The organism is Sphingomonas sp. Leaf407, assembly GCF_001425385.1.
Taxonomy (GTDB): domain Bacteria; phylum Pseudomonadota; class Alphaproteobacteria; order Sphingomonadales; family Sphingomonadaceae; genus Sphingomonas.
Genome location: NZ_LMQO01000001.1, coordinates 123,810 through 149,539, shown reverse-complemented (window position 1 = coordinate 149,539; position 25,730 = coordinate 123,810). Strand labels below are relative to the sequence as shown.

29 protein-coding genes are annotated in these 25,730 nt (G+C 67.0%); 10 read left to right on the top strand and 19 right to left on the bottom strand.

From position 1 onward, the window contains the following. Positions 1-3: 3 nt before the first annotated feature. Both ASG37_RS00700 and ASG37_RS00695 read right to left on the bottom strand, forming a co-directional pair. Positions 4-438, bottom strand: coding sequence for a hypothetical protein (locus tag ASG37_RS00700; protein WP_055755364.1), 435 nt, complete (start codon positions 436-438; stop codon positions 4-6). A gap of 130 nt (positions 439-568) precedes the next feature. Then, a complete protein-coding gene (locus tag ASG37_RS00695) occupies positions 569-781 on the bottom strand; it encodes a DUF2945 domain-containing protein (RefSeq protein ID WP_055755363.1) in 213 nt (70 codons plus the stop codon). An 88-nt stretch (positions 782-869) separates the two neighbouring features. Here ASG37_RS00695 and ASG37_RS00690 point away from each other — a divergent pair, with 88 nt between their 5' ends. The 4 genes from ASG37_RS00690 to ASG37_RS00680 all read left to right on the top strand — a co-directional run bounded on the left by ASG37_RS00690 (position 870) and on the right by ASG37_RS00680 (position 4,790). After that, entirely contained in the window at positions 870-2,012 is a 1,143-nt protein-coding gene (locus tag ASG37_RS00690; RefSeq protein WP_055755362.1) for a glycosyltransferase family 4 protein, read from the top strand. A 225-nt stretch (positions 2,013-2,237) separates the two neighbouring features. Further along, positions 2,238-2,378, top strand: a complete 141-nt coding sequence (locus tag ASG37_RS17865) for a hypothetical protein (protein ID WP_200909683.1) — start codon at positions 2,238-2,240, stop codon at positions 2,376-2,378. After that, a complete protein-coding gene (locus ASG37_RS00685) occupies positions 2,371-3,720 on the top strand; it encodes a DUF5935 domain-containing protein (protein WP_055755361.1) in 1,350 nt (449 codons plus the stop codon). The genes ASG37_RS17865 and ASG37_RS00685 overlap by 8 nt, the downstream gene beginning before the upstream one ends. Beyond that, positions 3,717-4,790, top strand: a complete 1,074-nt coding sequence (locus tag ASG37_RS00680) for an acyltransferase family protein (RefSeq protein WP_055757147.1) — start codon at positions 3,717-3,719, stop codon at positions 4,788-4,790. Before ASG37_RS00685 ends, ASG37_RS00680 begins: the two co-directional genes overlap by 4 nt. On the opposite strand, the gene ASG37_RS00675 is transcribed toward ASG37_RS00680, so the two are convergent. Then, positions 4,768-5,331 (bottom strand): hypothetical protein, encoded by a 564-nt coding sequence (locus ASG37_RS00675; protein ID WP_200909682.1) that lies wholly within the window; start codon positions 5,329-5,331, stop codon positions 4,768-4,770. The two genes, ASG37_RS00680 and ASG37_RS00675, sit on opposite strands and share 23 nt — an antisense overlap. Positions 5,332-5,588: 257 nt before the next feature. Further along, a complete protein-coding gene (locus ASG37_RS00670; RefSeq protein ID WP_055755359.1) occupies positions 5,589-6,143 on the bottom strand; it encodes a type 1 glutamine amidotransferase domain-containing protein in 555 nt (184 codons plus the stop codon). 112 nt (positions 6,144-6,255) lie between these two features. Between ASG37_RS00670 and ASG37_RS00665 the strand changes: the two genes are divergently transcribed. From ASG37_RS00665 to ASG37_RS00650, 4 genes are all read left to right on the top strand, one after another. Further along, positions 6,256-7,284, top strand: a complete 1,029-nt coding sequence (locus tag ASG37_RS00665) for a DNA topoisomerase IB (protein WP_055755358.1) — start codon at positions 6,256-6,258, stop codon at positions 7,282-7,284. A 10-nt stretch (positions 7,285-7,294) separates the two neighbouring features. After that, the gene (locus ASG37_RS00660) at positions 7,295-8,431 is read left to right on the top strand and encodes a mechanosensitive ion channel family protein (protein WP_055755357.1); all 1,137 of its coding nucleotides are present in this window, start codon (positions 7,295-7,297) and stop codon (positions 8,429-8,431) included. Between the two features lie 312 nt (positions 8,432-8,743). Further along, entirely contained in the window at positions 8,744-9,922 is a 1,179-nt protein-coding gene (locus tag ASG37_RS00655) for an acetyl-CoA C-acyltransferase (RefSeq protein ID WP_055755356.1), read from the top strand. 78 nt (positions 9,923-10,000) lie between these two features. Then, entirely contained in the window at positions 10,001-10,540 is a 540-nt protein-coding gene (locus tag ASG37_RS00650) for a hypothetical protein (protein ID WP_055755355.1), read from the top strand. A gap of 60 nt (positions 10,541-10,600) precedes the next feature. Here the strand turns inward: ASG37_RS00650 and ASG37_RS00645 are convergent, their stop codons facing one another. After that, positions 10,601-11,689 carry a branched-chain amino acid aminotransferase gene (locus ASG37_RS00645; RefSeq protein ID WP_055757145.1) on the bottom strand — a complete coding sequence of 363 codons (1,089 nt, stop codon included), beginning with the start codon at positions 11,687-11,689 and terminating at the stop codon, positions 10,601-10,603. Between the two features lie 58 nt (positions 11,690-11,747). Between ASG37_RS00645 and ASG37_RS00640 the strand changes: the two genes are divergently transcribed. Continuing rightward, positions 11,748-12,251, top strand: a complete 504-nt coding sequence (locus ASG37_RS00640; protein ID WP_055757142.1) for a MarR family winged helix-turn-helix transcriptional regulator — start codon at positions 11,748-11,750, stop codon at positions 12,249-12,251. A 350-nt stretch (positions 12,252-12,601) separates the two neighbouring features. On the opposite strand, the gene bla is transcribed toward ASG37_RS00640, so the two are convergent. From bla to ASG37_RS00610, 6 genes are all read right to left on the bottom strand, one after another. After that, entirely contained in the window at positions 12,602-13,477 is an 876-nt protein-coding gene (bla, locus tag ASG37_RS00635) for a subclass B3 metallo-beta-lactamase (protein WP_156348986.1), read from the bottom strand. Beyond that, positions 13,474-14,274: a pyrroline-5-carboxylate reductase gene (gene proC / locus ASG37_RS00630; RefSeq protein WP_055755354.1), complete on the bottom strand. Its 801-nt coding sequence runs from the start codon at positions 14,272-14,274 to the stop codon at positions 13,474-13,476. Before proC ends, bla begins: the two co-directional genes overlap by 4 nt. A gap of 2 nt (positions 14,275-14,276) precedes the next feature. Further along, complete coding sequence (locus tag ASG37_RS00625) at positions 14,277-14,777, bottom strand: YbjN domain-containing protein (protein WP_055755353.1); 501 nt, start codon at positions 14,775-14,777, stop codon at positions 14,277-14,279. Positions 14,778-15,126: 349 nt separating this feature from the next. After that, a complete protein-coding gene (locus ASG37_RS00620) occupies positions 15,127-15,432 on the bottom strand; it encodes an accessory factor UbiK family protein (RefSeq protein ID WP_055755352.1) in 306 nt (101 codons plus the stop codon). A gap of 40 nt (positions 15,433-15,472) precedes the next feature. Then, a complete protein-coding gene (locus ASG37_RS00615; RefSeq protein ID WP_055755351.1) occupies positions 15,473-16,027 on the bottom strand; it encodes a TspO/MBR family protein in 555 nt (184 codons plus the stop codon). A gap of 39 nt (positions 16,028-16,066) precedes the next feature. After that, positions 16,067-16,855 carry a TlyA family RNA methyltransferase gene (locus tag ASG37_RS00610; protein WP_055755350.1) on the bottom strand — a complete coding sequence of 263 codons (789 nt, stop codon included), beginning with the start codon at positions 16,853-16,855 and terminating at the stop codon, positions 16,067-16,069. 168 nt (positions 16,856-17,023) lie between these two features. Between ASG37_RS00610 and ASG37_RS00605 the strand changes: the two genes are divergently transcribed. Next, positions 17,024-17,695 (top strand): RBBP9/YdeN family alpha/beta hydrolase, encoded by a 672-nt coding sequence (locus ASG37_RS00605; RefSeq protein ID WP_055755349.1) that lies wholly within the window; start codon positions 17,024-17,026, stop codon positions 17,693-17,695. Here the strand turns inward: ASG37_RS00605 and ASG37_RS00600 are convergent, their stop codons facing one another. The 8 genes from ASG37_RS00600 to ASG37_RS00565 all read right to left on the bottom strand — a co-directional run bounded on the left by ASG37_RS00600 (position 17,696) and on the right by ASG37_RS00565 (position 25,722). Next, a complete protein-coding gene (locus tag ASG37_RS00600) occupies positions 17,696-18,091 on the bottom strand; it encodes a PIN domain-containing protein (protein ID WP_055755348.1) in 396 nt (131 codons plus the stop codon). Then, positions 18,091-18,315, bottom strand: coding sequence for an AbrB/MazE/SpoVT family DNA-binding domain-containing protein (locus ASG37_RS00595; protein WP_055755347.1), 225 nt, complete (start codon positions 18,313-18,315; stop codon positions 18,091-18,093). The genes ASG37_RS00600 and ASG37_RS00595 overlap by 1 nt, the downstream gene beginning before the upstream one ends. A 24-nt stretch (positions 18,316-18,339) precedes the next feature. Continuing rightward, the gene (locus tag ASG37_RS00590; protein WP_055755346.1) at positions 18,340-18,753 is read right to left on the bottom strand and encodes a hypothetical protein; all 414 of its coding nucleotides are present in this window, start codon (positions 18,751-18,753) and stop codon (positions 18,340-18,342) included. Beyond that, positions 18,750-20,672, bottom strand: coding sequence for a 1-deoxy-D-xylulose-5-phosphate synthase (gene dxs / locus ASG37_RS00585; RefSeq protein WP_055755345.1), 1,923 nt, complete (start codon positions 20,670-20,672; stop codon positions 18,750-18,752). Before dxs ends, ASG37_RS00590 begins: the two co-directional genes overlap by 4 nt. 86 nt (positions 20,673-20,758) lie before the next feature. After that, positions 20,759-21,232, bottom strand: a complete 474-nt coding sequence (locus ASG37_RS00580; protein WP_055755344.1) for a Fur family transcriptional regulator — start codon at positions 21,230-21,232, stop codon at positions 20,759-20,761. Between the two features lie 41 nt (positions 21,233-21,273). Next, positions 21,274-21,651 (bottom strand): MerC domain-containing protein, encoded by a 378-nt coding sequence (locus tag ASG37_RS00575; RefSeq protein WP_055755343.1) that lies wholly within the window; start codon positions 21,649-21,651, stop codon positions 21,274-21,276. Positions 21,652-21,860: 209 nt separating this feature from the next. Beyond that, a complete protein-coding gene (metH, locus tag ASG37_RS00570; protein WP_055755342.1) occupies positions 21,861-24,551 on the bottom strand; it encodes a methionine synthase in 2,691 nt (896 codons plus the stop codon). 121 nt (positions 24,552-24,672) lie between these two features. After that, the gene (locus tag ASG37_RS00565) at positions 24,673-25,722 is read right to left on the bottom strand and encodes a homocysteine S-methyltransferase family protein (protein ID WP_055755341.1); all 1,050 of its coding nucleotides are present in this window, start codon (positions 25,720-25,722) and stop codon (positions 24,673-24,675) included. Positions 25,723-25,730: the final 8 nt, after the last annotated feature.

The following is a 25,730-nucleotide window of genomic DNA, read 5'->3' as shown; positions in this document are numbered from 1 at the left end:
GGTTCAGCGGCGCGGTTCGGCGACCGGGCCTTCGGGGTTGCCGGTGGCATGCGCCTCGACCGGGCGCGCGCCCAGCCGTGCGGCGACATCGGGCGCGACATAGGACAGGGTGAGGAAGGCGAGGAAGATGCCAACACCCAGCCCGTAGAACGACGGCACCAGCCGGAGCGCGAGCCGCGAACTGTCGAGCGGCGGCTTGATCCCCTGACAATATTGCATGATGTCGGTCTTGCCCTGGAGCGCCAGCATGCCCGAGATCGCGACCGGCAACGCGGCCAGCCCCATTTGCAGCGGCGAGATGCGGGTTCCGAACACCGCCTCGCCCAGCGTCAGGATGCCACCCAGCGTCGCCACGCTGACCGAGGCCATGCTCTTGAAATAATCATAGGCGAATTTCGGATCGGGCAGCGCCCGGTCCGCCGAAGGTTCGTCGCGCATCACCCTGCCCTGTCCCCGTTGCCGTATCGGCGAGGATAGCGCGCGGTGGAGGTGGCGCAAGGGTGGCTGGCGGGATCGGGGGGCTTGGGTCGACTTCCTCTCCCCCGGCCCCTCCCCTGAAGGGGAGGCGTCAGTTCAGCTCGCTGCCGCGTTTCAGGACCTTGGCACCGTCGTCCTGCTCGATCAGATAGGCGGGGTTGTCCTTGGTGCCGTTCTTGGTGATCTTCGATCCCTTGATCGTGCGCTGGACGCGGCGTTCGAAGCGTTCCTCGACCTTGCCGGTCGCGGTGCCGTTGCCCCACGACCATTCGACCGTCGCACCCTTTTTATAGCTGTCGCTCATTGCCCGCTCCTGTTGTCGGCGGGGTCAACCGGCAGCGGCGGCAAGCGTTCCGGTAGCGTGCGATGCGTTCCGGCGCTATGCGGCGGCGATGAAGCCTTCCCACCTGCGCGTCGCGATGTTCAGCGGAAACTATAATTACGTCCGCGACGGCGCGAACCAGGCGCTGAACCTGCTCGCCCGCCACATGCTCGACCGGGGCGTCGCGTTGCGCGTCTATTCGCCGACCATCGACAAGCCCGCCTTCCCGCCGACCGGCGATCTGGTGAGCGTGCCCGCGTTCGGCATGCCGGGCGGACGCGGCGAGTATAAGCTCGCGCGCGGGCTGCCGCGCCGGGTCCGCGCCGATCTGGAGGCCTTCGCCCCCAACATCGTCCATGTCGCCGCGCCCGACATCCTCGGCCACCGCGCCTTGAGCTGGGCGCGCGACAAGGGGGTCGCGACCCTCGCCTCGCTCCACACCCGGTTCGAGACGTATCCGCAATATTACAAGATCGGCTTTCTCGAACCCCTCGCGGTCGCGCTGTCGAAGCGCTTCTACAACCGCGCCGATCAGGTGATGGTGCCCGGGCGCGGCATGGCCGAGTTGCTGCGCGAATGGGGCGTCACCTCACCGATCGGCATCTGGTCGCGCGGCGTCAACCACGCGCGGTTCCACCCGGCGATGCGCGATCTCGACTGGCGGCGGTCGCTGGGGATCGGCGACGACGAGGTCGCGGTCAGCTTTCTCGGGCGGCTGGTGCTGGAGAAGGGCCTCGACATTTTTTCCGAGGTCGCCAAGGAATTGCAGCGGCGCGGGGTCAAGCACCGCATCCTCGTGATCGGCGAAGGCCCGGCACGCGACTGGTTCGCGCAGGCCGTGCCGCATGCGGTGTTCGCGGGGTTCCGATCGGGCGACGATCTGGGCCGGGCGGTCGCGTCGATGGATGTGTTCTTCAACCCGTCGATCACCGAGACGTTCGGCAACGTCACGCTGGAGGCGATGGCGGCGGGCGTGCCGGTGGTCGCGGCGCGCGCATCGGGCGCGGTGGGGCTGGTCGACGATCGCCGCACCGGATTTCTGGTGCCGCCGCGCGACGTGCCCGCCTATGCCGACGCGATCGCGCGGTTGTGCGAGGATGCGTCGCTGCGGTGGCAGATGGGGATCGCGGGCCATGAGGATGCCGGGGGCTATCAATGGGACCGCGCCAATCAGGCGGTGCTCGATGCGTATCTGGGGATCGTTCGGGGGTAGTGGTTTGGCGGGGTCGCGGTTGCCCCTACCCCCTTCCGTCATTCCGGCGCAGGCCGGAATCCACGGATACGGGCCGGTGCGGCCCTTGCGATGCGCTTCGTGACCATGGATCCCGGCCTTCGCCGGGATGACGGGAAGGCCGGGGGTGACGGGCCGCCCCCCGCCCTTAACGTCGCATCAATCCCCGTCGCCTAAGGCTGGCGCGACACGCGAAGGGTCTGGCCGATGATCGACAATTTCTCGCTGGGCCTTACCCATGTGCTGATGCTGTTCGCGGTATGGCGGCTGCTGCGGCGCGACGACCTCGACCGCGAGGGCGAGGTCGAGTCGATGCAGCGCGCGAAGAAAGACCGTTTCGGTGCGTGACCTTGCGTTCATTGCGTTTCTGGTCGCGCTGTTCGGCATGGGGTTGCATCGGCCGTTCGTGTTCGTGCTGACCTATGTCTATATCGACATCGTAGCACCTCAGCGGCTCACCTACATGCTGCTCAATTCGATCCAGATTTCGCTGATCGCCGCCGCCTGCGCGATCGGGGCATGGGTCGTGGTCGACGACAAGCGCGATACGCGCATCGCGCCCCGGCAGGGGCTGATGCTGGCGCTGCTGCTTTACTGCCTGTGGACCACCAAGGGCGCCGATTTCCCGGTCGACGCGCAGTTCAAATGGGAATGGGTGTGGAAGGCGCTGGCCTTCGCGATCTTCCTGCCGCTGACGCTGCGCACCCGGTTGCGGATCGAATCGCTGCTGCTGTTCATGGTGCTGTCGGCGGCGTCGATCATCATCGTCGGCGGCATCAAGACATTGGGGTCGGGTGGCGGTTACGGCGAACTCAACCTGATGGTGTCGAACAACGCCGGGCTGTACGAAGGATCGACGATCTCGACGGTCGCGATCGCGATCATCCCGCTGATCCTGTGGTTCAGCAAATACGGCACGGTCTATGTTCCCGACTGGCGGGTGCGGGGCTTTTGCTATGCGCTGGTGTTCTCATGCCTGCTGATCCCGGTCGGCACCTCGACCCGCACCGGGTTGCTGTGCATCGGCCTCTTGGGCGTGCTGATGCTGCGCGACGTGAAGCGGCGGTTGACCTATCTGATGGCGGCGGGCGCGGCGGCGGTGATGGCGGTGCCGTTCCTGCCGAGCGCGTTCACCCAGCGGATGGAGACGATCGGCACCTACCAGTCCGATGCGTCGGCCTCGACCCGGATCGCGGTGTGGATGTGGACGCTCGACTATGTGAAGAATCACCCCTTCGGCGGCGGGTTCGAGGCGTATCGCCAGAACCAGATCCGCTATGACAAGGTCGCCGTCACCGGACAGGGCAACAACCAGACGGTCCGCCGCGATCTGGAGGTCGACAAGGGCCGCGCCTATCACAGCGCCTATTTCGAGATGCTGGGCGAACAGGGCTGGCCGGGGCTGTTCCTGTGGCTGGCGATCAACCTTGGCGGGCTATTCCGCATGGAGGTGCTGCGGCGGCGCTATGCCAAGCCGGGCGACGGTGAGGGTTGGGTCGCGCCCTTGGCCGGGGCGCTCCAGAACGGGCATATCGTCTATCTGTTCGGCGCGAATTTCATCGCGATCGCGTTCCAGCCGTTCGTATTCATGCTGATCGGTGCGCAGATCGGGCTCGACACCTATCTGGCGAGGAAGCGTGCCGAGGGCGCATGGCGGCCGATCCAGCGACGGGCGCGTGTCCCGGCATGAGCGAGTTGAAGGCGCTGACCGGCGCGCGCGGGATCGCGGCGTGGTTGGTGGTGTTCTTTCACCTGCGCCATTCGCTGGTCGGCGTGCCGGCCCCGGTGATGGCGGTGCTCGACAAGGGCTATCTCGCGGTCGATTTCTTCTTTCTGCTCTCAGGCTTCGTCATCGCGCTGGCATGGGGCCCACGCTTCGCCGCCGAGGGGTGGCGCGCCGTCCTGCCCTTCCTGCGCAAGCGGTTCGCGCGGGTGGTGCCGCTGCACTGGTTCGTGCTGGCGGGGACGGTCGTTTTGGCGGCGGCGATGGGGCTGAGCGGGCGCGAGGTAGGCGACCAGTTTCCGTGGGGCGCGCTGCCGCTGCATGTCGTGCTGGTGCAGAGCTGGGGGACCGGGCATGCGCTGGCGTGGAACGACCCGGCGTGGTCGATCTCGGCGGAGTTCGCGGCGTATCTGCTGTTTCCGGTGGCGGCGGTGAGCGTCGACTGGCGGCGCCGCTCGACCGGCTTGGCGCTGCTGGCGATCGCCGTCGCGACGCTGGCGGTGGCGCTGCTGCTCGCCAGCCGGGGCGAGCACGGGATGAACGGCGACGTCGGCCAATATGGCGTGGCGCGTTGTATCGGCGAGTTCACCTCGGGCACGATCGTCGCCGCGCTGTATCTGCGCTGGCACGCGGTGCCCGGCGTCGCGGTGGGGGCCGCGCTGATCGGGCTGACGATGCTCGGCGGTTTTGCGGCGGGGTGGCTGAACGAGTTGCTCGCCGCGCCGGTCGGCTTCGCCGCGCTGCTCCTCGCGCTGGCGCTTACCGCCGGGCGGGCGGGCAATATGCTGGAGGGGCGCTGGGTCCATTGGCTGGGCGAGGTCAGCTATGCGACCTATCTGGCGCATTACCCGATGTGGTTCGTGTTCAAGCTGTTGTTCGTGACCGATGCCGCCGCCGCGCCATGGGGCGTCGTGATGGCGTATTTCGGGGCAGTCGTGGTGGCGTCGGGGCTGCTCTACCGCTTCGTCGAGCGGCCGGCGCAGCGCTGGGTCAACGGCCTGGGGCGAGTACCGGTCAGGCGCGCGGTTCGCGGATGAGGCGATAGACCTCGCGCGGGGCGGCGATGCGGAAGAACTGCCCGAAGCGGTTCAGCGCCGGAACCCACCAGTCCATGCCGTTCATGGCACTGAAGATGTTGGCAGGGCCGAAATCGATCGTCCCCGTACCATCACGATGTTCGGTGAGATCGAGGCGCGGCAGCCGTTCGATGTCAAACGAGCTGAACTTGCGGTTGCGCAGGATCAGAATGCGCTGGTCGGACACGGCATAGCGCAGCGACTTGCGCAGCCATGCGTCGTGTACGAACCGGCCGGCGATCAGATACAGGCCGACAATCAGGAACGGCAGTCCCCACAGCCGGAAGAACAATGGCGGCGCACCGTCGCCGCCGCCGAACGGTTCGGACCATACCATCACGTTCCAGAAGATCGCGAAACCACCCCACAGCAGCGAGAACGGGATGAGGAAAATGTCCCTTGCACCGAACGCGATCCCCTGTCTGGGGCGACCCGACCAGCGGATGCGTTCGCCGGGGAAAAGGTAGGACTGGAACGCCGCTTCGGCCTTCATATCGCGCATGCGCCGGAGCGTAGCGCCGACCATAGGCCGGCACCAGAACCGATCGATCTTTGGGACAAACGTGCATTTCCGTCATTCCCGCGAAGGCGGGAATCCATAACCGCTGACGTTTCGGCTGGAGTCGCGACGCTGGCGCATATGGACTCCCGCCTTCGCGGGAGTGACGAAAAGGAACGGAACCGTCGTTCCGCGTCAGCGAAGCGAATGTAGATCGGCCCGGTCGTCCGGCGCGGCGGCGAACCGCCACGCCGCGCCCCTCACGCCTCGGCCAGCTCGCTCGCCAGCGCTTCGAGGATCGCCTTCGAGAAAGCGGGGATGTCGGCGGGCTTGCGGCTGGTGATGAGGTTGTCGTCGATCACGACTTCCTCGTCGACCACATCGGCCCCGGCGTTTTCGAGGTCGGTGCGCACCGACGGCCAGCTCGTCACGCGGCGGCCGTCGACCACGTCGGCCTCGACCAGCAGCCACGGCGCGTGACAAATCGCGGCGACGATCTTGTCATCGTCCATGAACTCGCTGACGATCTCGACCGCGCGTTCCTCGATCCGCAGCTTGTCGGGGTTGCCGACGCCGCCGGGCAGGAGGAGCATGTCGAACTGTTCGGTGTCGACGTCGTCGAGCGTCAGGTCGGGGGTGATCGTCCGCGCCTTCTCGCTGTCGTTGACGACGCCCTGGATCGGATCGGTCTTGATCGATGCGAGCGTCACCTGCGCGCCGGCGTCGAGCAGCGCCTGACGCGGATCGAACAGTTCGGATTCCTCGAACCCGTCGGTCGCGAGGATCAGCACGCGGGCATTGGTGAGGTCGGCCATGGGGCAGTCTCCGTAGGGGTAAGTCCGCCTCTCAACAGGCTGGTCCGGGCGGGGTTCCCGGAACGAAGCGACGAGCCGAACATTGATCCGACGAGCTGAAACGGGAACGCCGATGGCCGAGAGCGCCGAACCGATCGATTGTGCGCCGGGATGCGTTTTCTCCGATTGCGAGACGCCGGGCATCACTCGCCGCCGGCGCGGCAAGGGATGGGAATATTGCGACCCCGACGGCAAGCGGATCACCGACACGGGCGAAATCGAGCGGTTGAACGCGATCGGCCTGCCCCCCGCCTATCGCGACGCATGGTATTGCCCCGACCCCGCCGGCCATATCCAGGCGATTGGCTGGGACGAGAAGGGCCGCAAGCAATATCGCTATCACAATGATTTCCGCGAGGCGCGCGAGCTGGCGAAATACGACCGCTGCGCCGCGTTCGGCCATGCCCTGCCCGCCCTGCGTCGTGCGGTCGAGCGCGACCTGAAGGCGCGCAAGCTCAGCCGCGAACGCGCGGTGGCGGCGGTGGTGCGGCTGCTCGATCTGGGGCGGGTGCGCGTCGGCAACGAAGGCTATGCGCGCGAGAACAAGAGCTACGGCGCGACGACGCTGCGCAAGCGCCACGCGCACCTCTCGGGCACGAAGCTCAAGCTCCAGTATCGCGCCAAGTCGGGCAAGCTGCGCGTGCTGACCATCACCGACCGCTCGCTCGCCAGCTTCGTGCGCAAGTGCCAGGACCTGCCGGGACAGCATCTGTTCCGCTGGATCGACGACGATGGCGAGGCACACCCCGTCACCTCCAGCGACGTCAACGCCTATATCCGCGAGGCGATGGGCGGCGATTTCACCGCCAAGCATTTCCGCACCTGGGGGGCGAGCGTGCTGGCGTTTCAGGCGCTGGCGCAGGCGGAGGCGGACATCAGCCTCAAGGCGATGCTCGAACCCGTCGTCGAGGCGCTGGGCAATACGCCCGCCATCGCGCGCAAATCCTATGTCCACCCGCTACTGATCGATCTGGCGAAGGACGGACAGGCTGCGTTCCGCACCACGCTGGCACTGCCGCGCGCGGCCAAACACCTGTCCGCGCACGAGCGCGGGCTGATCGCGCTGCTCGAAGCGAAGGACGCCGCGCCTCGCGCCGCGTGAAAGGGTTTCCATGACCAATACCGCCACCCCCGCCGCGACCGTCGAGCGCGCGTTCAACGCCGACCGCGCGCAGGCACAGGCGCGACTGTTGTTTCAGGACAGCGCGCGCTGGATCGCCGACACGTGGTTGCAGGTGCTGATCGCGCTGGGCGTCGGCGCCGGCATCGTGCTGGTGCTGCTGATGGTGCGCCGCTGGGCGTTGAGGCTGTGCCGGAACGATCGCGCCGGCTGGGGCGGGATCGTCGGCAAGGCGGTGTCGCGCACCAGCCTGTTCTTCATGGTCACGCTCGCCGCCAAGCTAGTCGACGGCTATGCCAGCGCACCGCCCGCCGTGACCAACACCATCGAATTCCTGTTCACTGTCGCATCGGTGTTCCAGGCGGCGGTGTGGGCGCGCGAGGTGATCCTCGGCGTCGTCGAGCGGCGCACCGCCAGCGACCATTATCATGGCGAGGCGTTGGCATCGGCGATGGGGCTGATCCGGCTGCTCGTCACCTTCGCGCTGTTCGCGATCGCGCTGATCGTGGTGCTCGACAATCTGGGGGTGAACGTCACCGGGCTGGTCGCCGGCTTGGGCGTCGGCGGCATCGCCATCGGTCTGGCGGCGCAGGGCATCTTCGCCGATCTGTTCGCCGCGCTGTCGATCATCTTCGACCGGCCGTTCCGGCGCGGCGACAACGTCAGCTATGACAAGACCGACGGATCGATTCAGGAGATCGGCCTGAAATCCACGCGCATCCGCTCGATCACCGGCGAAGAGCGGATCATCAGCAACAAGAACCTGCTCGACAAGGAAATCATCAACAACAGCCGGCGCGAGCATCGTCGCGCGGTGTTCGCGATCGGCGTGACCTATCAGACCCCGGCCGACACCTGCGCGCGCCTGCCCGCGATGCTGCGCGAGGTCGTGGAGGCCAATGATCGCAAGTTCGTGCGCTGCGGCTTCACCGGCTTCGGCGCGTCGAGCCTCGACTTCGAGGTGATCTTCGATTCGCCCGGCGCCGACTATGCCGCCTTTTATGACGGACGGACGGCGGTGGGCCTCGCCATCCTGCGCCGGCTGGCCGCCGAGGGGATCGAGATCGCCTATCCGACGCAGGTGAACCTGACGGCGGCGGCCGATGGGCGGATCGTCGATCCGGGGTGACGCTACGGCGTTGCTCCATCCGCAGCAAACCGTCGCCCCAGCGAAGGCCGGGGCCTCTCGCGGCTCCTGCCGTGCGCCATGCCTGGGAGATCCCAGCCTGCGCTGGGATGACGTCTGGGGTAGTGTAAAGGAGCAAGCCCCTTTGCATTTTAGAAGGATCGGTTTGGCGAAAGCACAGAACGAAAGCTGATTTTAAGGTAACGGGTGCGGCACCGGCTTGCGCTTGCTACTACGATCCGGCTATTCCCGGCGGCAGGAGAGGAGCGCCAAATGGCGTCCCATCAAGAACCGCCCGTAGAGGAAGCCTGCCCCATGCGTTCCGCCGTCATCGTCTCGACCGCCCGTACCCCGATCGGCCGCGCCTATCGCGGGGCGTTCAACAACCTGCCCGCCCCGACCCTCGCCAGCCATTCGATCCGCGCCGCGATCGAGCGCGCCGGGGTAGAGGGAGCCGAGGTCGACGACGTGCTGTTCGGCGCGGCGCTGCAACAGGGGCATCAGGCGGGCAATATCGCGCGGATGGCGGCCTTGCGCGCCGGGCTGCCGACCAGCGTGTCGGGCATGTCGATCGACCGGCAATGCGCCAGCGGGCTGATGGCGATCGCCACCGCCGCCAAGCAGGTGGTCCACGACCGGATGGAAATCTGCGTCGCGGGCGGGGTCGAATCGATCAGCCTCGTCCAGACGCCGCAGATGCGTGTCGCGTTCGACCCCGAACTGGTGGCGATGCACGGTGACATCTACATGCCGATGCTCCAGACCGCCGAGATCGTGGCGCAGCGCTATGGCATCTCGCGCGATCGGCAGGACGACTATGCACTGCGCTCGCAACAGCGCACGGCGCACGCGCAGGCGAACGGCCGGTTCGATGCCGAACTGATCCCCGTCACCGCGACGATGAACGTAGTCGACAAGGCGACGAAGGAAGTCTCGGCGCACGAGATCACGCTGACCAAGGACGAAGGCAACCGCGCCGACACCACGATCGAGGGGCTGCGCAGCCTAAAACCGGTGATGGGCGAACAGGCAGTCATCACCGCCGGTAACGCCAGCCAGTTGTCCGACGGATCGTCGGCGTGCGTCGTGATGGAGGAAGCGCTGGCAGCCAAGCGCGGGCTGCAACCGCTCGGCCGCTATGTCGGCATGGCGGTGGCGGGCACCAAGCCCGACGAGATGGGCATCGGCCCGGTCTATGCGGTGCCCAAGCTGCTCGAACGGTTTGGGCTGGGCATGGACGATATTGGCCTGTGGGAGCTGAACGAGGCGTTCGCGGTGCAGGTGCTGCATTGCCAGGACGTGCTGGGCATCCCCGACGACCGGCTGAACGTCAACGGCGGCGCGATTTCGATCGGCCACCCCTACGGCATGTCGGGCGCGCGGATGACCGGCCACGCACTGATCGAGGGCAAGCGGCGTGGGGTGAAGTACGTCGTGGTGACGATGTGCGTCGGCGGCGGCATGGGCGCTGCGGGGTTGTTCGAGGTGTTGTGAGAGCGTCAACAATTACTTGACGTATCTTCGTCAATGATCGATTGACTTTCCGTCAGTCTTTCATTGACGGAGCGTGCCATGGACATTGCCGAAGAACACCGGTTGCGCACGCGCACCACTGCGGTCGTGCTCGACTGGGCGGCGGAGCGCGAGCCGCCGTTCCGCGGCGAGGACAAGGCGGGCTATGGCGAGGCGATCGTCGCCGCGCATATCGTCGCCGATGAGGCGCGGTTGACGCTGCATCGCTGGATCGATGCCGCCAGGCGGGCCGACCTGAGCTGGAGCGAGATCGGCGAGGTGCTGGGAATCAGCAAGCAGGCGGCGCAGCAGCGCTTCCGCGCGCTGACGACGACCGATACGTCGATGGCGGAAGCCGAAGTCGTCCGCACCGGTGCCACCGCGTTCAACGAGATGCGCATCCTTGCCGACGAAGGCCGGCAGGGCCATGAACTGACCGGCGTCGGGGTGCTGACGCTCACGTTCCGCACCAGCGACCGGCAATGGGAATATTGCCGCCGCGTCGGCAGCGGCAGCGACACCGCGCGACTGAAAGATGCGGGCTGGGAGCATGTCGCGAGCTACCTGCCGTTCCATTATTACAAGCGGGCGATGGGGTAGCGGCGGCCTGCGCTTCCCCTCTCCCAACCCTCTCCCCTGAAGGGGAGAGGGCTATCGGGATCAGCCGATCCGCTGCATCCACCCATGCGGATCGTTGCTGCGGCCGCGCTGGATGTCGGTCAGCGACTTGAGCAGCGCCTGGGTCCGCTCGCCCGGCTGGCCGTCGCCGATGGTGAAGCTGAAATCCGCCGACGACACCTTGCCGATCGGGGTGACGACCGCCGCCGTGCCGCAGGCGAATGCCTCGACCAGCCGGCCGTTGGCGGCGTCGGCCTGCCACTGGTCGATCGAATAGCGTTCCTCGCGCACCTCGATGCCGGCGTCGCGCGCCAGCGTCAGGATCGAATCGCGGGTCACGCCGGGCAGGATCGTGCCGGTCAGCGGCGGGGTCAGCATCGTGCCGTCGTCGAACACGAAGAAGATGTTCATGCCGCCCAGTTCCTCGACCCAGCGGCGCTCGACCGCATCGAGGAACACGACCTGGTCGCAGCCCTGTTTGATCGCCTCCGACTGGGCGAGCAGGCTCGCGGCATAGTTGCCGCCGCACTTGGCATCGCCGGTGCCGCCGGGCGCGGCGCGGGTGAACTCGCGCGACACCCATAGCGACACGCTCCGCGCGCCGCCCGGCCAGTAATTGCCGACCGCCGAGGCGATGACGCAGTAGAGATATTCGGCCGACGGCTTGACGCCGAGGAACGTCTCCGACGCGATCATGAACGGGCGCAGATACAGCGCGCTGCCCTCCCCGCCCGGAATCCACTCGCGCTCGGCCAGCACCAGATCGCGGCACGAGGCGAGGAACTGTTCCTCGGGCAGCTCGGCCATGGCGAGGCGGCGTGCCGACCGCTGAAACCGCCGCGCATTCTGTTCGGGCCGGAACAGCGCGACGCCGCCGTCGGGCAGCGTGTACGCCTTCAGCCCCTCGAAAATCTCCTGCGCATAATGGAGAACGGCGGCGGCCGGGTCCATGATGATCGGCGCGCGCGCGGTGATCTTCGCATCGTGCCAGCCCTTGTCGTCCGACCAGCGCATCGTCGCCATGTGATCGGTAAAGACCCGCCCGAAACCGGGATTTACGATCCGCGCCGCGCGCTCGCTCGCCTCCACCGGGTTGGCATGGGGTTCGAAGGCGAAGGTCGGCTGGCTCATGGCATCCTCATCGATCAATGCTTGCGGCGGGTTAGGCCGGATGGCACAACAGGTCAACATGACTGCCCCAATTTCGCCCGCCCAGCCGATGACCGCATCGGCGCTGTTCCTGCGCGAAGCGGAGGTGCGGCGCGGGATCGAGCTGCTCTATTTCGGCTACAGCCACCTGACCCGCACGATCGACGAGGCGCTGGCCGACCAGAAGCTGGGCCGGGCGCACCACCGCGCGCTGTATTTCATCGCCAGGCGGCCCGACCTGTCGGTCAGCGACCTGTTGCGGCTGCTGGCGATCACCAAGCAATCGCTCGGCCGGGTGCTGGGGGATCTGAGCGAACGCGGGCTGGTCGAGAGCCGCGCGGGCGACCGCGACGCGCGGCAACGGCTGCTGAAACTGACGGCGGAGGGGCAGGCGCTGGAGGCGCGGCTGTACGAGATGCTCAATGCCAAATTGTCGCGCGCCTATTCGGGCGCGGGGCAGGACGCGGTCAGCGGCTTCTGGGCGGTGCTGGAGGGGCTGATCCCGGCGGGCGACAAGGCGGCGGTGGCGGCGCTGGGGCGGTAGGTCGAATCGATCTTCCACGGCATTCTGGCGCTGCCCTCTGCCCTCGACAGGGGAGAGGGATACCGAAGCTTGCTGGCTAGCGCAGGTCGAGAGAAGGGTGAAGCAAGCCTGCGACTCGCGCGCTCGTTGTCCGAGCGCTTACCCCTCTCCCAGCTCCGACTAGGCGGGATCGATCTTCAGCCAATGCTACGGCTGTTCGTCGTTCCCGCGCAGGCGGGAACCCATAGACGCAACGGTCTCGGTTCGATCACCGGCGTCAGCGTGAATGGATTCCCGCCTGCGCGGGAATGACGCGCGGGGAGACGAGGGCAAATTCCCCCTAACAAAGCTGAATGTCGATCAGTCTTGAGTCAGCGAACTTCCTGCCGCAACCGGGTATCCAGACGTGCGTGCGCCTGCGCCGCATAGTTCACGCAGCCATGCCGGTCGACCAGCGGCTTACGCTGCGCCAGCCGCTCACCCATGTCGCTGGCTCCCGGATGCGGGGTCAGCAGGATGTCGCATTTCAGCGCCGCGACCCGCCCGATGCTGCCGCGCAGGCGCGCGATATAATCCGGGTGGTCGGTGAAGCGATAGCTGTCGGCCGACACCGCCGACAGACTGTCGGCAAAGACCATCCGGTAACATTTGCTACCCTCGCACGAGGTCCACGACCAGCTCATCCCGTCGGGAGCATGGCCGGGGGTCGAATGGGCGAGCATGCGAACGGGACCGACGCTCAGCGTCTGCCCATCGTCCACCGTGCCGGCCACCGGCACCCGCGCGACCGGGGTCAGGATCGTCCTTTGCGGATCGTCGGCCGCCGCCTTCCCGCTGGTCAGCACCGCGCGCGCGGCGGCGCTCGCCATCAGCCGCGCGCCGGTGGCGCGTTGCAACGCCGCCAGCCCGCCGGCGTGGTCGACATGGCTGTGGCTCATCAGCAGCAGTTTCACGTCGCGCGGACGGAAACCCAGCCGGGTGATGTTGGCGAGGATCGACGGCACCGCCTGCGCCGTGGCCGCGTCGATCACGACATGGCCGGCCGTGCTGGTTAACAGCAGCACGGTGATGCCGCAGGTGCCGACGTCATAGACGTTGCCGTAAATACGGACCGGCGGCGCGGGATCGCTCCAGCCGTCCTTGCCCGCGCATACCCGCTGGCGTTCGCGCACGTCGGCGGGCGCGCCCTGCGCCCATGCCGGGGCAGCACCCAGCAACGCCAGCGCAAGGAGCAAGGCGCGGATCATGCCCGCGCCGCCGCCGCCATCTCCGCATTGCGCCGTTCCGACGCGGTCAGCGTCGCCACCAGCAGGCGTTTGAGCGCATCGTCGGCATCGAGGACGTTCAGCCCCTGCCGCGTCGATCCGCCCGGACTGGCGACCCGGTCGGCCAGCACCGCCGGCGATACGTCGGCGTCGGCCGCCATCGTCGCCGATCCGCGCACCGTCGCCAGCGCGAGCCGCTGCGCCTGATCGGCGGGCAGGCCGAGCGCGGCCCCGGCGGCCGCAAGCGCGTCGACGAAGCGGAACACGAACCCCGGCCCGCAGCCCGACAATGCCGTTACCGCATCGAACAGCGCGGCATCCTCGATCCACTCGACGAGTCCCAACGGCCGCATCAGCGCCTCGGCGGTGTCGCGCGCCGGTGCGTTCGTGCCGTGGCTGTGGAGCGCCACCACCCCCTGCCCGATCGCGACCGGCAGGTTGGGCATGGCGCGCACGATCGTGCCCACGTCGAACCGCTGCGCCAGCGCTGCTTCCTCGACCCCGGCAAGGATCGAGATCAGCAGCGGCGTGCCGGCGATGCGCGGGGCGAAGCTCGCGACGACCTCGTCCAGTTGCTGCGGCTTCATCGCGAGGATCACGGTGGCGGGCGGCGGCCCGTCGGGTAGCATCGTCGCATGGGCGACGCCCGGCGGCAGCGCGCGCGGCGAGCGGGTGACGACGGTGATCCGCGCCGGATCATGACCCTCGGCCAGCCAGCGCGCGAGCATCGCCCCGCCCATATTGCCGCAGCCGATCAGCCACAGCGCGCCGCCGTCCATCGTCACGCCTCGCCCTGCGTCTCGATCATCGAGGCGGCGATCGCTTCCTTCGGGGTCTTGCCGCCCCACATCACGAACTGGAACACCGGATAGAAGCGCTCGCATTCGTCGATCGCGGCATCGACCAGCATCTCCGCCTGATCGAGCGTCAGTTGCGGCTCGTCGCCGAGCATCGCAGCGTGGCGGAACAACAGGATGCCGCTCGACGACCACAGTTCGAAATGGCCGATCCAGAGCTGTTCGTTGATGAGGCCGATCGTCTCGTACATCGCTGCGCGCCGCTCGTCGGGCACGCGCACGTCGGGCAGCGCAAGGAATTGCAGCACCCCGTCCTCGCCCCGCCAGATCGCGCGCAGCTCGAATTCGGTCCAGCTTCCCTTCACCTGCGCGACGATCTCGTCGGCGTCGCGTTCATTCTTCCAGCCGTGGGCGGCGAAATACCGCTCCAGCGTATCGATCGGTGCGGCGTCGTCGCCGTCTTCTTCCACTTCGTCGAGCATCATGCGGGTGCTGTAGGACGAATCTTGCGGTCGCGAAACCGGGCGTGGTGAGAAGGTCGAAGAAGTTTGGTTCACGCGAAGGCGCGGAGACGCGGAGGCGTTGCGTTCGCCGAGGGTGTTGCGCGCTGCTCAGAGCGGCGGCGGGCTGGGCTGGCTGCGGAGAAGAAGGGATGTTCGCGCAGAGGCGCGGAGGCGCAGAGAGGTCAGACCCACCGCGATAGCGGCTCTCCATCTCACCGATCGGCAAATGAAGGGCTTCGCCGGGCAGGTGACGACTGCAGCGCCCGGAACCTCTCCGCGTCTCCGCGCCTTCGCGTGAGTCAAATCGACCCAAGCGACCCGGCAGGAAGAATCAGAGCGCGCCCTCGCCCGCCCCCGGTTCCTTGTCGAAGCTGACCGGGGCCGGAACGTCCGCCGCATGCTTCGCCTCCAGCGCGTCGAGCCGGGCGCGCAGCGTGTCGGCCTCGTCGCGGGCGGCGACGGCCATCGCCTTCACCACCTCGAACTCGTCGCGGCTGACAAAGTCCATGCCGCCCAGAAACGTCTTGGCCCGCTCGCGCGCGGCAGCCTCGCCTTCACGCGCCATGCCGGCGATCGTGCCCGCGGCACCGTTCACGAACTTGGCGAAATCGTCGAACAGGCGGTTGTCGGACTGCATGGAACTTCCTTCGGATCGGCGGGCGACGCTTCGCCCGATGCTACAGGTCGATTTGGGTGGAGGCGGGCGGCGACGCAAGGGCCTCCGCATCCGGGTTCGCCCGGTCGATCTGCCAGTTGAGCGCGGTCGCGATCACCAGCCATGCCAGATACGGCACCAGCAGCCACGCCGCGAGCGGCCGGATCCGCCCGAAGGCGACAGTAGTGATAACCGCGGCGACGAACAGCACGATGAGGAGGATCAGCGCCGCCGACACCTGATGCGCGCCGAAGAACAGCGGGGTCCACGCAAGGTTCAGCACCATCTGGATCGCGAAGATCGCGATCGCGCTGCCCCGCCCGCGCGCGCCGCGCGCGTTCAGGATCATCGCCAGCGACACCCCCATCAGGATATAGAGCGCGGTCCACACCACGCCGAACGCCCAGTCGGGCGGCCGCATCGCCGGCAGCGTGAGCAACTGATACCAGCGGTTCTCCGACCCCACCGGGACCATCCGCCCCGACAGGAACCCCAGCAGCAGGATCAGCGGCACCGTCACCACCGCCCAGCGCAGGAACCCCGCGCGCAACTGCCCCTTCGATGCGATCTCGCTCATCCCCGACCCCCTTCGGTTCGCGCCGCCATGGCGACACGCTCAGGGCGCATGGCGCGGTGTATCGGGTGCGTCAATATCGGACAAAGGAACGGTAGCGGGCGCATGTGCCGCAAGGAGAAACTCGACGTTCCCCTCGGGTCCCGTAATGGGACTGGGGTCGATCCCCTCGACCCGCCAGCCGATGCCGGTCAGCCAGGCGGCCACCGCATCGCATACCCGCCTATGGATGGCGGGATCGCGCACCACCCCGCCCTTGCCCACTTCGCCGCGCCCCGCCTCGAACTGCGGCTTGACCAGCGCCAGCAACCGTCCGCCGGGGCGCACGAAGGTCAGCGGGACGGCCAGCACCTTTTCCAGCGCGATGAAGCTGGCATCGCACACCACCAGATCGATGGGTTCGGGGATGTGCGTCTCGGTCAGCAGCCGCGCGCTCAACTGTTCGTGGACGATGACGCGCGGGTCCTGCCGCAGCTTCCACGCAAGCTGGTTGGTGCCGCTGTCGACCGCATAGACCCGCGTCGCGCCGCGCGTGAGCAGCACGTCGGTGAAGCCGCCGGTCGACGATCCCACGTCGATCGCCACGGCATCGGTCACGTCCCAGCCGAACCGGTCGAGCCCATGCGCCAGCTTGATCCCACCGCGCGACACCCATGGATGATCGCGCCCGCGCACGTCGATCACCACGTCGTCCGACAGTTGCTGACCGGGCTTGTCGACCTTGCGATCGCCGACGAACACAAGGCCCGCCATCACCAGCGCCTGCGCGCGGGTACGGCTTTCGGCGAGGCCGCGATCGACGAGGAGCTGGTCTGCGCGCTGCTTGGCCATGGCGCGTCCATGGCGCGGCTTTCGGCTGGCCGCAAGCGGCGTTCGATTCATCGGCGGGGCTATTGCCTATTGGAACAGTAGGAATATCTTGAATGCCGGAAGCCGACTCCCGATCCTCCCTAAGCCAAGGGGTGCCGGCTTCCACCGTTGTTGCCAAGGAGCAGGACGATGGCCCAGTTTTCCAGTCTATCCGCAGGATCGCCGACCGTGCTGACCGTGCCGGGCCTCAATGGCTCCGGCCCGTCGCATTGGCAGACCTTGTGGGAACAATCGCGGCCCGACACCGCGCGCGTCGAACTGGGACTGTGGTCGCGGCCGCTGCGCAATGCGTGGGTGACGAAGCTCGACCAGGCGATCCGTCAGGCGCAGGCCCCGGTGGTGCTCGCCGGCCATTCGCTCGGCTGCCTTGCGATCGCATGGTGGGCGCAATTGTCGGGACAGCCCTATGGCTGGCCGGTCGCGGGCGCGCTGCTCGTCGCCCCGGCCGATGTCGACCGCGCCGGTGCGCCGATCGAGTTGCAGGGTTTCGCGCCCGCACCGCGCATTCCGCTGCCGTTCCCGTCGATCGTCGTTGCATCGACCGACGATCCGTGGATTTCAATCGAGCGGGCGCATTCGATGGCGGTCGATTGGGGCAGCCACTTCGTCGACGCCGGCGCGCAGGGGCATCTCAACGCCGCCAGCGGCATCGGCTGGTGGGAGGAAGGGCAGGAATTGCTCGACCGGGTGATCGACGCCTCGGGCGACGGGCGCGGCCACGTCCGCGCGCCGTCGGAAGCACGTTCGGTGCTGGCAGTCAGCGCGACCGATGCGATGCAGCAGCGCTATTACGGGGTGTAATCACAGGAACGGATTGGCGACGTCCAGCCGGCCATCGATCATCAGGCCGTGCTGGAGGTCCTCACTCCACAACCGATCGCACCCGGCCGACAGTGCGGCGGCGGCGATCATGCTGTCGTAGATCTGGAGCTTGTAGCGTTCGGCGATGCGCAGGCCGTCGGCATGGATCGTTTCGGTAAGGGGGACGATGCTGCTCATACCCTGTCGGATCAACGCGATCCGCCTCGCGATCTCGATCCACGACAGTTGCTGCTTGCGTCGGCTGACGACGGCAAACTCGTTCAGGCACTGAACGCTGATGATGGGTGTACCGTCGATCAATCGTCGTGCCGAAACCTGCTTCGGATCGTCAGCATAGGCATATAGCAGAATATTGGTGTCGAGGAACGCCCGCATCAACGCGCGTTCACTTCCTCGCGATCGAACTTGTATCCTGGAGGAAACGGGCGGACCAACTCGTCCATGCTTGCCCATAGCTCCGCCAGTTCCGCATCGCCAAGACGCTTTGGTTCGGAAAGCCGCTGGATCGCAACCCCGTCCCCTTCGTGCAGCCCGAGTGCCGTGGCCACATCATAGGGAATCCGGACGGCGAGCGTGTCCCCGATCTTCTCGACCTTCATCGATCAGTCTCCTCGGCGATCAATCTATGCCGTTCGTCTCGCGTCGGCAACCGACTGGAGATACTCCGCCAGATCGCGCAGGTCGCGGATCGGGGGCACGTCCGTCGGCTCCGGCCGGTCGGCCCCCAGTTCCTCGCAGCCGGTAGCGGCAATATCGGCGACTTCGGTTTCATCGACCGCCAGAAACCGGGCGAAATCGTCATCGGGATGCGGCGCTATGCCGGCACCATAGAACGGCGCGCTCACCAACTCCCGCACCAGCACCGCCACCTGCGCAGACACCCCGTTCGCCACCAGTTGCGCGTCGAAATCGGCCGCGCTCCAGCCCGCGCGCTCGGCCTGCGCCGCCTTCAGCCGGCGCCACAGCGACCAGTTGAACGCAGCCATGGCGATCACCACCAGCGCGATGATCGCGGCGGCCTTCTGCCCGCCGGTCATGCCCGGACTTCGGCGACCCCGCTGTCGTTCCAGCGCAGCGCGGAGAGCACCGTGTCGACGATCTGCGGCGCGTTCAGCCCCGCCTCGTCATATTGCTTGGCCGGTGCGTTCTGGTCCTGGAAGCTGTCGGGCAGGCGCATCGTGCGCAGCTTCAACCCGCCATCGATCAGTCCGTTGTCGCTGGCGAAGGTCAGCACATGCGCGCCGAGGCCACCGACGGCATTCTCCTCGACCGTCACCGCCACCTCGTGGCTGGTCAGCAACCGGCGGATCATCGCCTCGTCGAGCGGCTTGGCGAAGCGCAGGTCGGCGACCGTGGTCGACAGCCCCTTGGCCTCCAGCGCGTCGGCGGCCTTCAACGCTTCTTCGAGGCGGGTGCCGAGCGACAGGATCGCGACCTTGTGCCCCTCGCGCACCAGCCGGCCCTTGCCGATCTCCAGCTTCTGCGGGATCTCGGGCAGCGCCACGCCGACGCCGTTGCCGCGCGGATAGCGCACCGCGATCGGGCCCGCGTCATATTCGGCGGCGGTGTAGGTCATGTGAACCAGTTCCGCCTCGTCCGCCGCCGCCATCACCACCATGTTGGGCAGCGTGGCGAGATAGGTCACGTCGAAGCTGCCGGCGTGGGTCGCGCCGTCCGCACCGACCAGCCCGGCGCGATCGATCGCGAAGCGCACCGGCAGGTTCTGGATGCAGACGTCGTGGACGACCTGGTCATAGGCGCGCTGGAGGAACGTCGAATAGATCGCGCAGAACGGCCGCATCCCCTGCGCGGCAAGACCGGCGGCAAAGGTCACGGCGTGCTGTTCGGCGATGCCGACGTCGAAAAACCGGTCGCCATGGTCCTTCGCGAACCGGTCGAGCCCGGTGCCCGACGGCATCGCGGCGGTGATCGCGCAGATGCGGTCGTCCTTGTCGGCCAGCGCCGACAAGGTGTGACCGAAGACGTTCTGATATTGCGGCGGCCCGGCGGGGGCCTTCACCTGCGTGCCGGTGATGACGTCGAACTTCTGCACGCCATGATATTTGTCCGCCGCCGCCTCGGCCGGGGCATAGCCCTTGCCCTTCTTGGTCACGACATGGACGAGGATCGGCCCTTCCTCGGCATCGCGCACATTCTCGAGCACCGGGATCAGGTGATCGAGATTGTGCCCGTCGATCGGCCCGACATAATAAAAGCCCAGTTCCTCGAACAAGGTGCCGCCGGTCGCCATGCCACGGGCGAATTCGTCGGTCTTGCGCGCGGCGGTGTGCAGCGGGCGCGGCAGCTTGCGGGCCAGCTTCTTGAACGCCTCGCGGATGCCGAGGAACTCGCGGCTCGACACGATGCGCGACAGATACGCCGACAAGCCACCCACCGGCGGCGCGATCGACATGTCGTTGTCGTTCAGGATCACGACCAGCCGGTTGCCCGCCTGTTCGGCGTTGTTCATCGCCTCATAGGCCATGCCCGCCGACATCGCGCCGTCGCCGATCACCGCGATGCCCTTGCCCGGCGTCCCCGCGATCTTGTTGGCGACCGCGAAGCCCAGCGCCGCCGAGATCGAGGTGGAGGAATGCGCCGCGCCGAACGGGTCGTATTCGCTCTCGCTGCGCTTGGTGAAGCCCGACAGCCCCCCGCCCTGGCGCAGCGTGCGGATGCGGTCGCGCCGCCCGGTCAGGATTTTATGCGGATAGCATTGATGGCCGACGTCCCACACCAGCCGGTCGGCCGGGGTGTCGAACACATAATGGATCGCCACCGTCAGTTCGACCACGCCGAGCCCCGACCCCAGATGGCCGCCGGTCGTACCGACCGCGCTGATCGTCTCCTGCCGCAGTTCGTCGGCGAGTTGCCGCAGGTCGGCGGGGGGCAGTTTGCGCAGGTCGGCGGGCGTCTGAACGGTGTCGAGCAGCGGCGTGTGAAGAGGTTCGGCCATCAACCGTCTGTATCGCAGGTCAACCGGACTGTCGATTGGCCGTAGGCGCGCTGCCGGACAAACTATTGTGGAAGTTCAGTGCAGGTTCAGGCGACGGCCGATGCTGCACTGCACAGGGCACAGGTGCCGCGTACTTCGATCACCGGGCGAATGGGCGTGAATCCCGCGCCGCAAGCCGCCGAGCGGACGTTGCGGGTGATGCTGTCGTCATCGATATGCGTCGTCTGTCCGCAAGCGTCGCACACGAGGAAGATGCAGTCGTGAATGCAGTCGGGATGGGTGTTCGCCAGATAGGCGTTGGCACTCTCCACCCGCCGGGCGAGGTTCGCGTTCACGAACAGGTCGAGGATGCGATAGACGCTGTTGGGCGCCACCCGCCGCCCCTGCGCCTTCGATACCGCGTCGGCGATGTCATAGGCCGAGGCCGGCTTGTCGAACGATGCCAGCACGTCGAAGATGCTGGCACGCATCGCGGTCCATTGTTCGCCCGCGCGGATCAGCGCCGCCTCGGCGGCCTTGTTCCATGCCGGGCCGTTATGTTCGTGATGCTCATGCGCCATGTCGCCCAAGATAAGCGTGGGTACGCGGCGCGGCAAGCCGATCAGGCGGCGCGGCGGTTGAGATGGTGGCCGAACGCCAGCAACGCCACCCCGGCGATCGTCGCCAGCGCCTCGGGCAGCCCGTGCGGCAGCATCAGCGCGGCAGCCATGATCGTCAGGCCCAGACCACCGACCAGCGTCGGCAGGCGGCGGCCATGGCGCCAATAGCCGCTGCCGAGCGCCACCACCCCGATCGCCACGGCGACGGCGAGGCCTACCTCATGGATCGCGGGATGCAGCAACGCCCCCCCGACCGAGGCGAGCAGCAACGTCAGGATGACGGTCGACACGCAATGCACCGCGCACAGCCCGGACAACACCATGCCGATACGGTCGAGACGACCCTCGACTCCGGCCGGACGGATGACAGTGCTACGCATGGCATCGCTATGCCGCACCGCGCGCGAAGTTACAACATATCGTTTCATCGCCGGCAGTAACGGCGGTCGGAGGATTTGGTTCGATCGCTTCGTCCCGCGCCCCACTCGTCATTCCCGCGCAGGCGGGAATCCATAAACGCAACGCCGACGATAGAAGCGGACCGATAGCGTGTATGGATTCCCGCCTTCGCGGGAATGACGAAACCGGATCAATCCAGATTCGGCCGCAGCCAGCGCTCCGCCTGCTCCACGCTCACCCCGCGCCGTGCGGCATAGTCGGTAAGCTGATCGCGCCCGATCCGCGCGACGCCGAAATAGGCGCTGTCGGGATGGCCGAAATAGAAGCCCGATACCGCCGCCGTCGGCAGCATCGCGAAACTGTCGGTCAGGGTGATGCCGGTCGCCGCGCTTGCGCCCAGCATCTCGAACAGGATCGGCTTCTGGCTATGGTCGGGGCAGGCCGGATAGCCCGGCGCGGGGCGGATGCCGCGATACTGCTCGCGGATCATCGCCTCGTTGGTCAGTTGCTCGCCCTGCGCATAGCCCCACAGGTCGGTGCGGACATGATGGTGCAGCCGTTCGGCGAATGCCTCGGCCAACCGGTCGGCCAGCGCTTTCAGGAGAATGTCCTGATAATCGTCGTGCGCCGCCTTGAACCGGGCGATGTGCGGGTCGATGCCGTGGATGCCGACCGCGAAGCCACCCATCCAGTCGCCCTTGGGATCGACGAAATCGGCGAGGCACATGTTCGCCCGCCCCTCGCGCTTCGCCACCTGCTGGCGCAGGAACGGCATGCGGATCGCGTGGGTGGCATGGGTCGTCTGCATCGGCGTGGCGAAGTCGTGCGGCACCCCCGACAGCGGCGAGACGCGCCCCGCCTCCAGCGCCGGTTCGATCTGCTCGGCGGGCACGTCGACGATCACGTCGTCGCCGTGTGCGTGACAATGCCACAGCGCGGCCACGCCCTTCGCGGTCAGCCACTTCTCGGCGATGATCTGGTCGAGCATCGCCTGCGCATCCTCATAGAGCGACGACGCGCTCTCGCCGACCACGGCATCGGTCAGGATCGCCGGGAAATTGCCCGCCAGTTCCCATGCGCGGAAGAACGGCGTCCAGTCGATATAGGCACGCAGGTCGGCCAGATCCCAATCGTCGAACACATGGCGGCCGGGCTTCACCGGCGCGCCGGGCTTCTGCGCGAAATCGGCCGTGAAGCGGTTGGTGCGCGCATCGGCGATCGGGGTGAGTTCGCTCTGCCCCTTGCCCGCGCGCGCCACGCGCACCGCTTCGTAATCGGCGGCGATCTGCGCGACATAGGCGTTGCGCCCGGTGTCGCTGACCAGCGTCGTCGCCACGCCGACCGCGCGCGATGCGTCAAGCACGTGAACGATCGGCCCATCATAGGCCGGCGAGATGCGCAGCGCGGTATGCACCTTCGACGTGGTCGCCCCGCCGATCAGCAGCGGCATCGTCATGCCGGCGCGCTTCATCTCCTCGGCCACCGTCACCATTTCATCAAGGCTGGGGGTGATGAGCCCCGACAGCCCGATCATGTCGGCGTCATTCTCGTTCGCCGCTTCGAGGATCCTGGTCCACGGCACCATGACGCCCAGATCGACCACGTCGAAGCCGTTGCATTGCAGGACGACGCCGACGATGTTCTTGCCGATGTCATGCACGTCGCCCTTGACGGTCGCCATGATGATCTTGCCCTTGCCCTTGGCCCCCGGCTCCTTCGCCGCCTCGATGAACGGCAGCAGGTGGGCCACCGCCTTCTTCATCACGCGGGCGGATTTGACGACTTGCGGCAGGAACATCTTGCCCGATCCGAACAGGTCGCCGACCACGTTCATCCCGTCCATCAACGGCCCCTCGATCACCTCGATCGGCCGGGCGAACTGCTGGCGGCATTCCTCGGTATCATCGACGACATGCGCGTCGATGCCCTTGACCAGCGCATATTCCAGCCGCTTGGTGACGGGCAGCGAGCGCCATTCGGCCGCCGCCTTCTCCGCCACCGCGTCGGTGCCCTTGTACTTCTCGGCCAGTGCAATCAGCCGGTCGGTGGCACCCGGATCACGGTTGAGGATCACGTCCTCGCACGCCACCCGCAGCTCGGTATCAATCGTGTCGTACACGTCGAGCTGCCCGGCGTTGACGATCCCCATGTCCATGCCCGCAGGAATGGCGTGATAGAGGAAGATCGAGTGCATCGCGCGGCGTACCGGCTCGTTGCCACGGAAGCTGAACGACAGATTCGATAGCCCGCCCGAGATATGGCAATGCGGGCAGCGCGCCTTGATCTCCCGACATGCCTCGATGAAGTCGACGCCGTAGTTGTTATGCTCCTCGATCCCCGTCGCCACCGCAAAAATGTTGGGGTCGAAAATGATGTCCTCAGGGGGAAAGCCGATCGTCATCAGCAGGTCGTAGGCGCGCGAACAGATCTCGACCTTGCGCGCCTGGGTATCGGCCTGTCCGACCTCGTCGAACGCCATCACGACGACCGCCGCGCCATAGTTCATGCAGATGCGGGCGTGGTGGAGGAACGCTTCCTCGCCCTCCTTCATGCTGATCGAATTGACGATCGGCTTGCCCGATACGCACTTCAGCCCCGCCTCGATCACGTCCCATTTGGAACTGTCGACCATCACCGGAATGCGCGCGATGTCCGGCTCGGCCTGGATGAGCTTCAGGAACGTCGTCATCGCGTGGTGCGCGTCGAGCAGCCCCTCGTCCATGTTGACGTCGAGGACCTGCGCCCCGCTCTCGACCTGTTGCAGCGCCACCTCGACCGCGGCGGCATAGTCGCCGGCCATCACCAGCTTCTTGAAGCGGGCCGATCCGGTGACGTTGGTGCGTTCGCCGATGTTGACGAAATTGGTCGAAGCGTTGGTCATGAGAGCTTTCTCTCCCTCTCCCCTTCAGGGGAGAGGGCCGGGGAGAGGGGAATACAGCGGAGAGGACGGTGGACACCCCCTCTCCCAACCCTCTCCCCCAAGGGGGAGAGGGCTATGATGGTCACGCCGCCATCGTGAACGGTTCCAATCCGGCAAGCCGCGTCCGCACCGGCACGCTCGGCACCCGGCGCGGGGTCACGCCGCGCACCCGCTCGGCCATCGCCTTGATATGCGCCGGGGTCGATCCGCAGCAGCCGCCGAGGATGTTGACCTGCCCGTGATCCGCCCAGTCGCCGACCAGCGACGCGGTCGTCGCCGGCAGTTCGTCATAGGCACCCAGTTCGTTGGGCAGCCCGGCATTGGGATAGACCATGATGAGCGTATCGCAGATTTCGCTCAGCGTCTTGACGTGCGGCCGCAACTGCTCCGCGCCGAACGAGCAGTTCAGCCCGATCGTCACCGGCCGCGCATGGCGCACCGCATGCCAGAACGCCTCGACGGTATGGCCCGACAGGTTGCGCCCCGACAGGTCGGTCAGCGTCATCGACAACATGATCGGCAGGTCGCGGCCCAGCGCCTGCCCCGCCTCGATCGCCGCCATCACCCCGGCCTTGGCGTTCAGCGTATCGAACACCGTCTCGATCAGCACGAAATCGATCCCGCCATGCACCAGCGCATCGATCTGTTCGCGATAGACGGCCTTGAGGTGATCGAAATCGATCTCGCGATAGCCCGGATCGTTGACGTCGGGCGACAGCGACAGCGTCTTGTTGGTCGGCCCGATCGCCCCGGCCACGAACCTCGGCCGCCCGTCGCGCGCGGCATAGTCGTCGGCGAGGCGGCGGGCGATCCGCGCGCTCTGGATATTGATGTCGGCGACCAGCGCTTCCGCGCCATAATCGGCCTGGCTGATGAGGTTCGCGCTGAACGTGTTGGTCGACACGATGTCCGACCCGGCGTCGAGATACGCGCGGGTGATCGTCTCGGGCACTTCGGGCTTGGTGATCGCCAATATGTCGTTGTTGCCCTTCTGATCGTGCCCGAGCGTCAGTTGGCCGGCATAATCGGCCTCGGACAGTTTCCAGTTCTGGATCTCGGTCCCGAACGCGCCGTCGGTGATGAGGACGCGGCTGGCGGCCTGTTCGTTCAGGCGTTGGCGAGCATCGGTCATGGCAATTC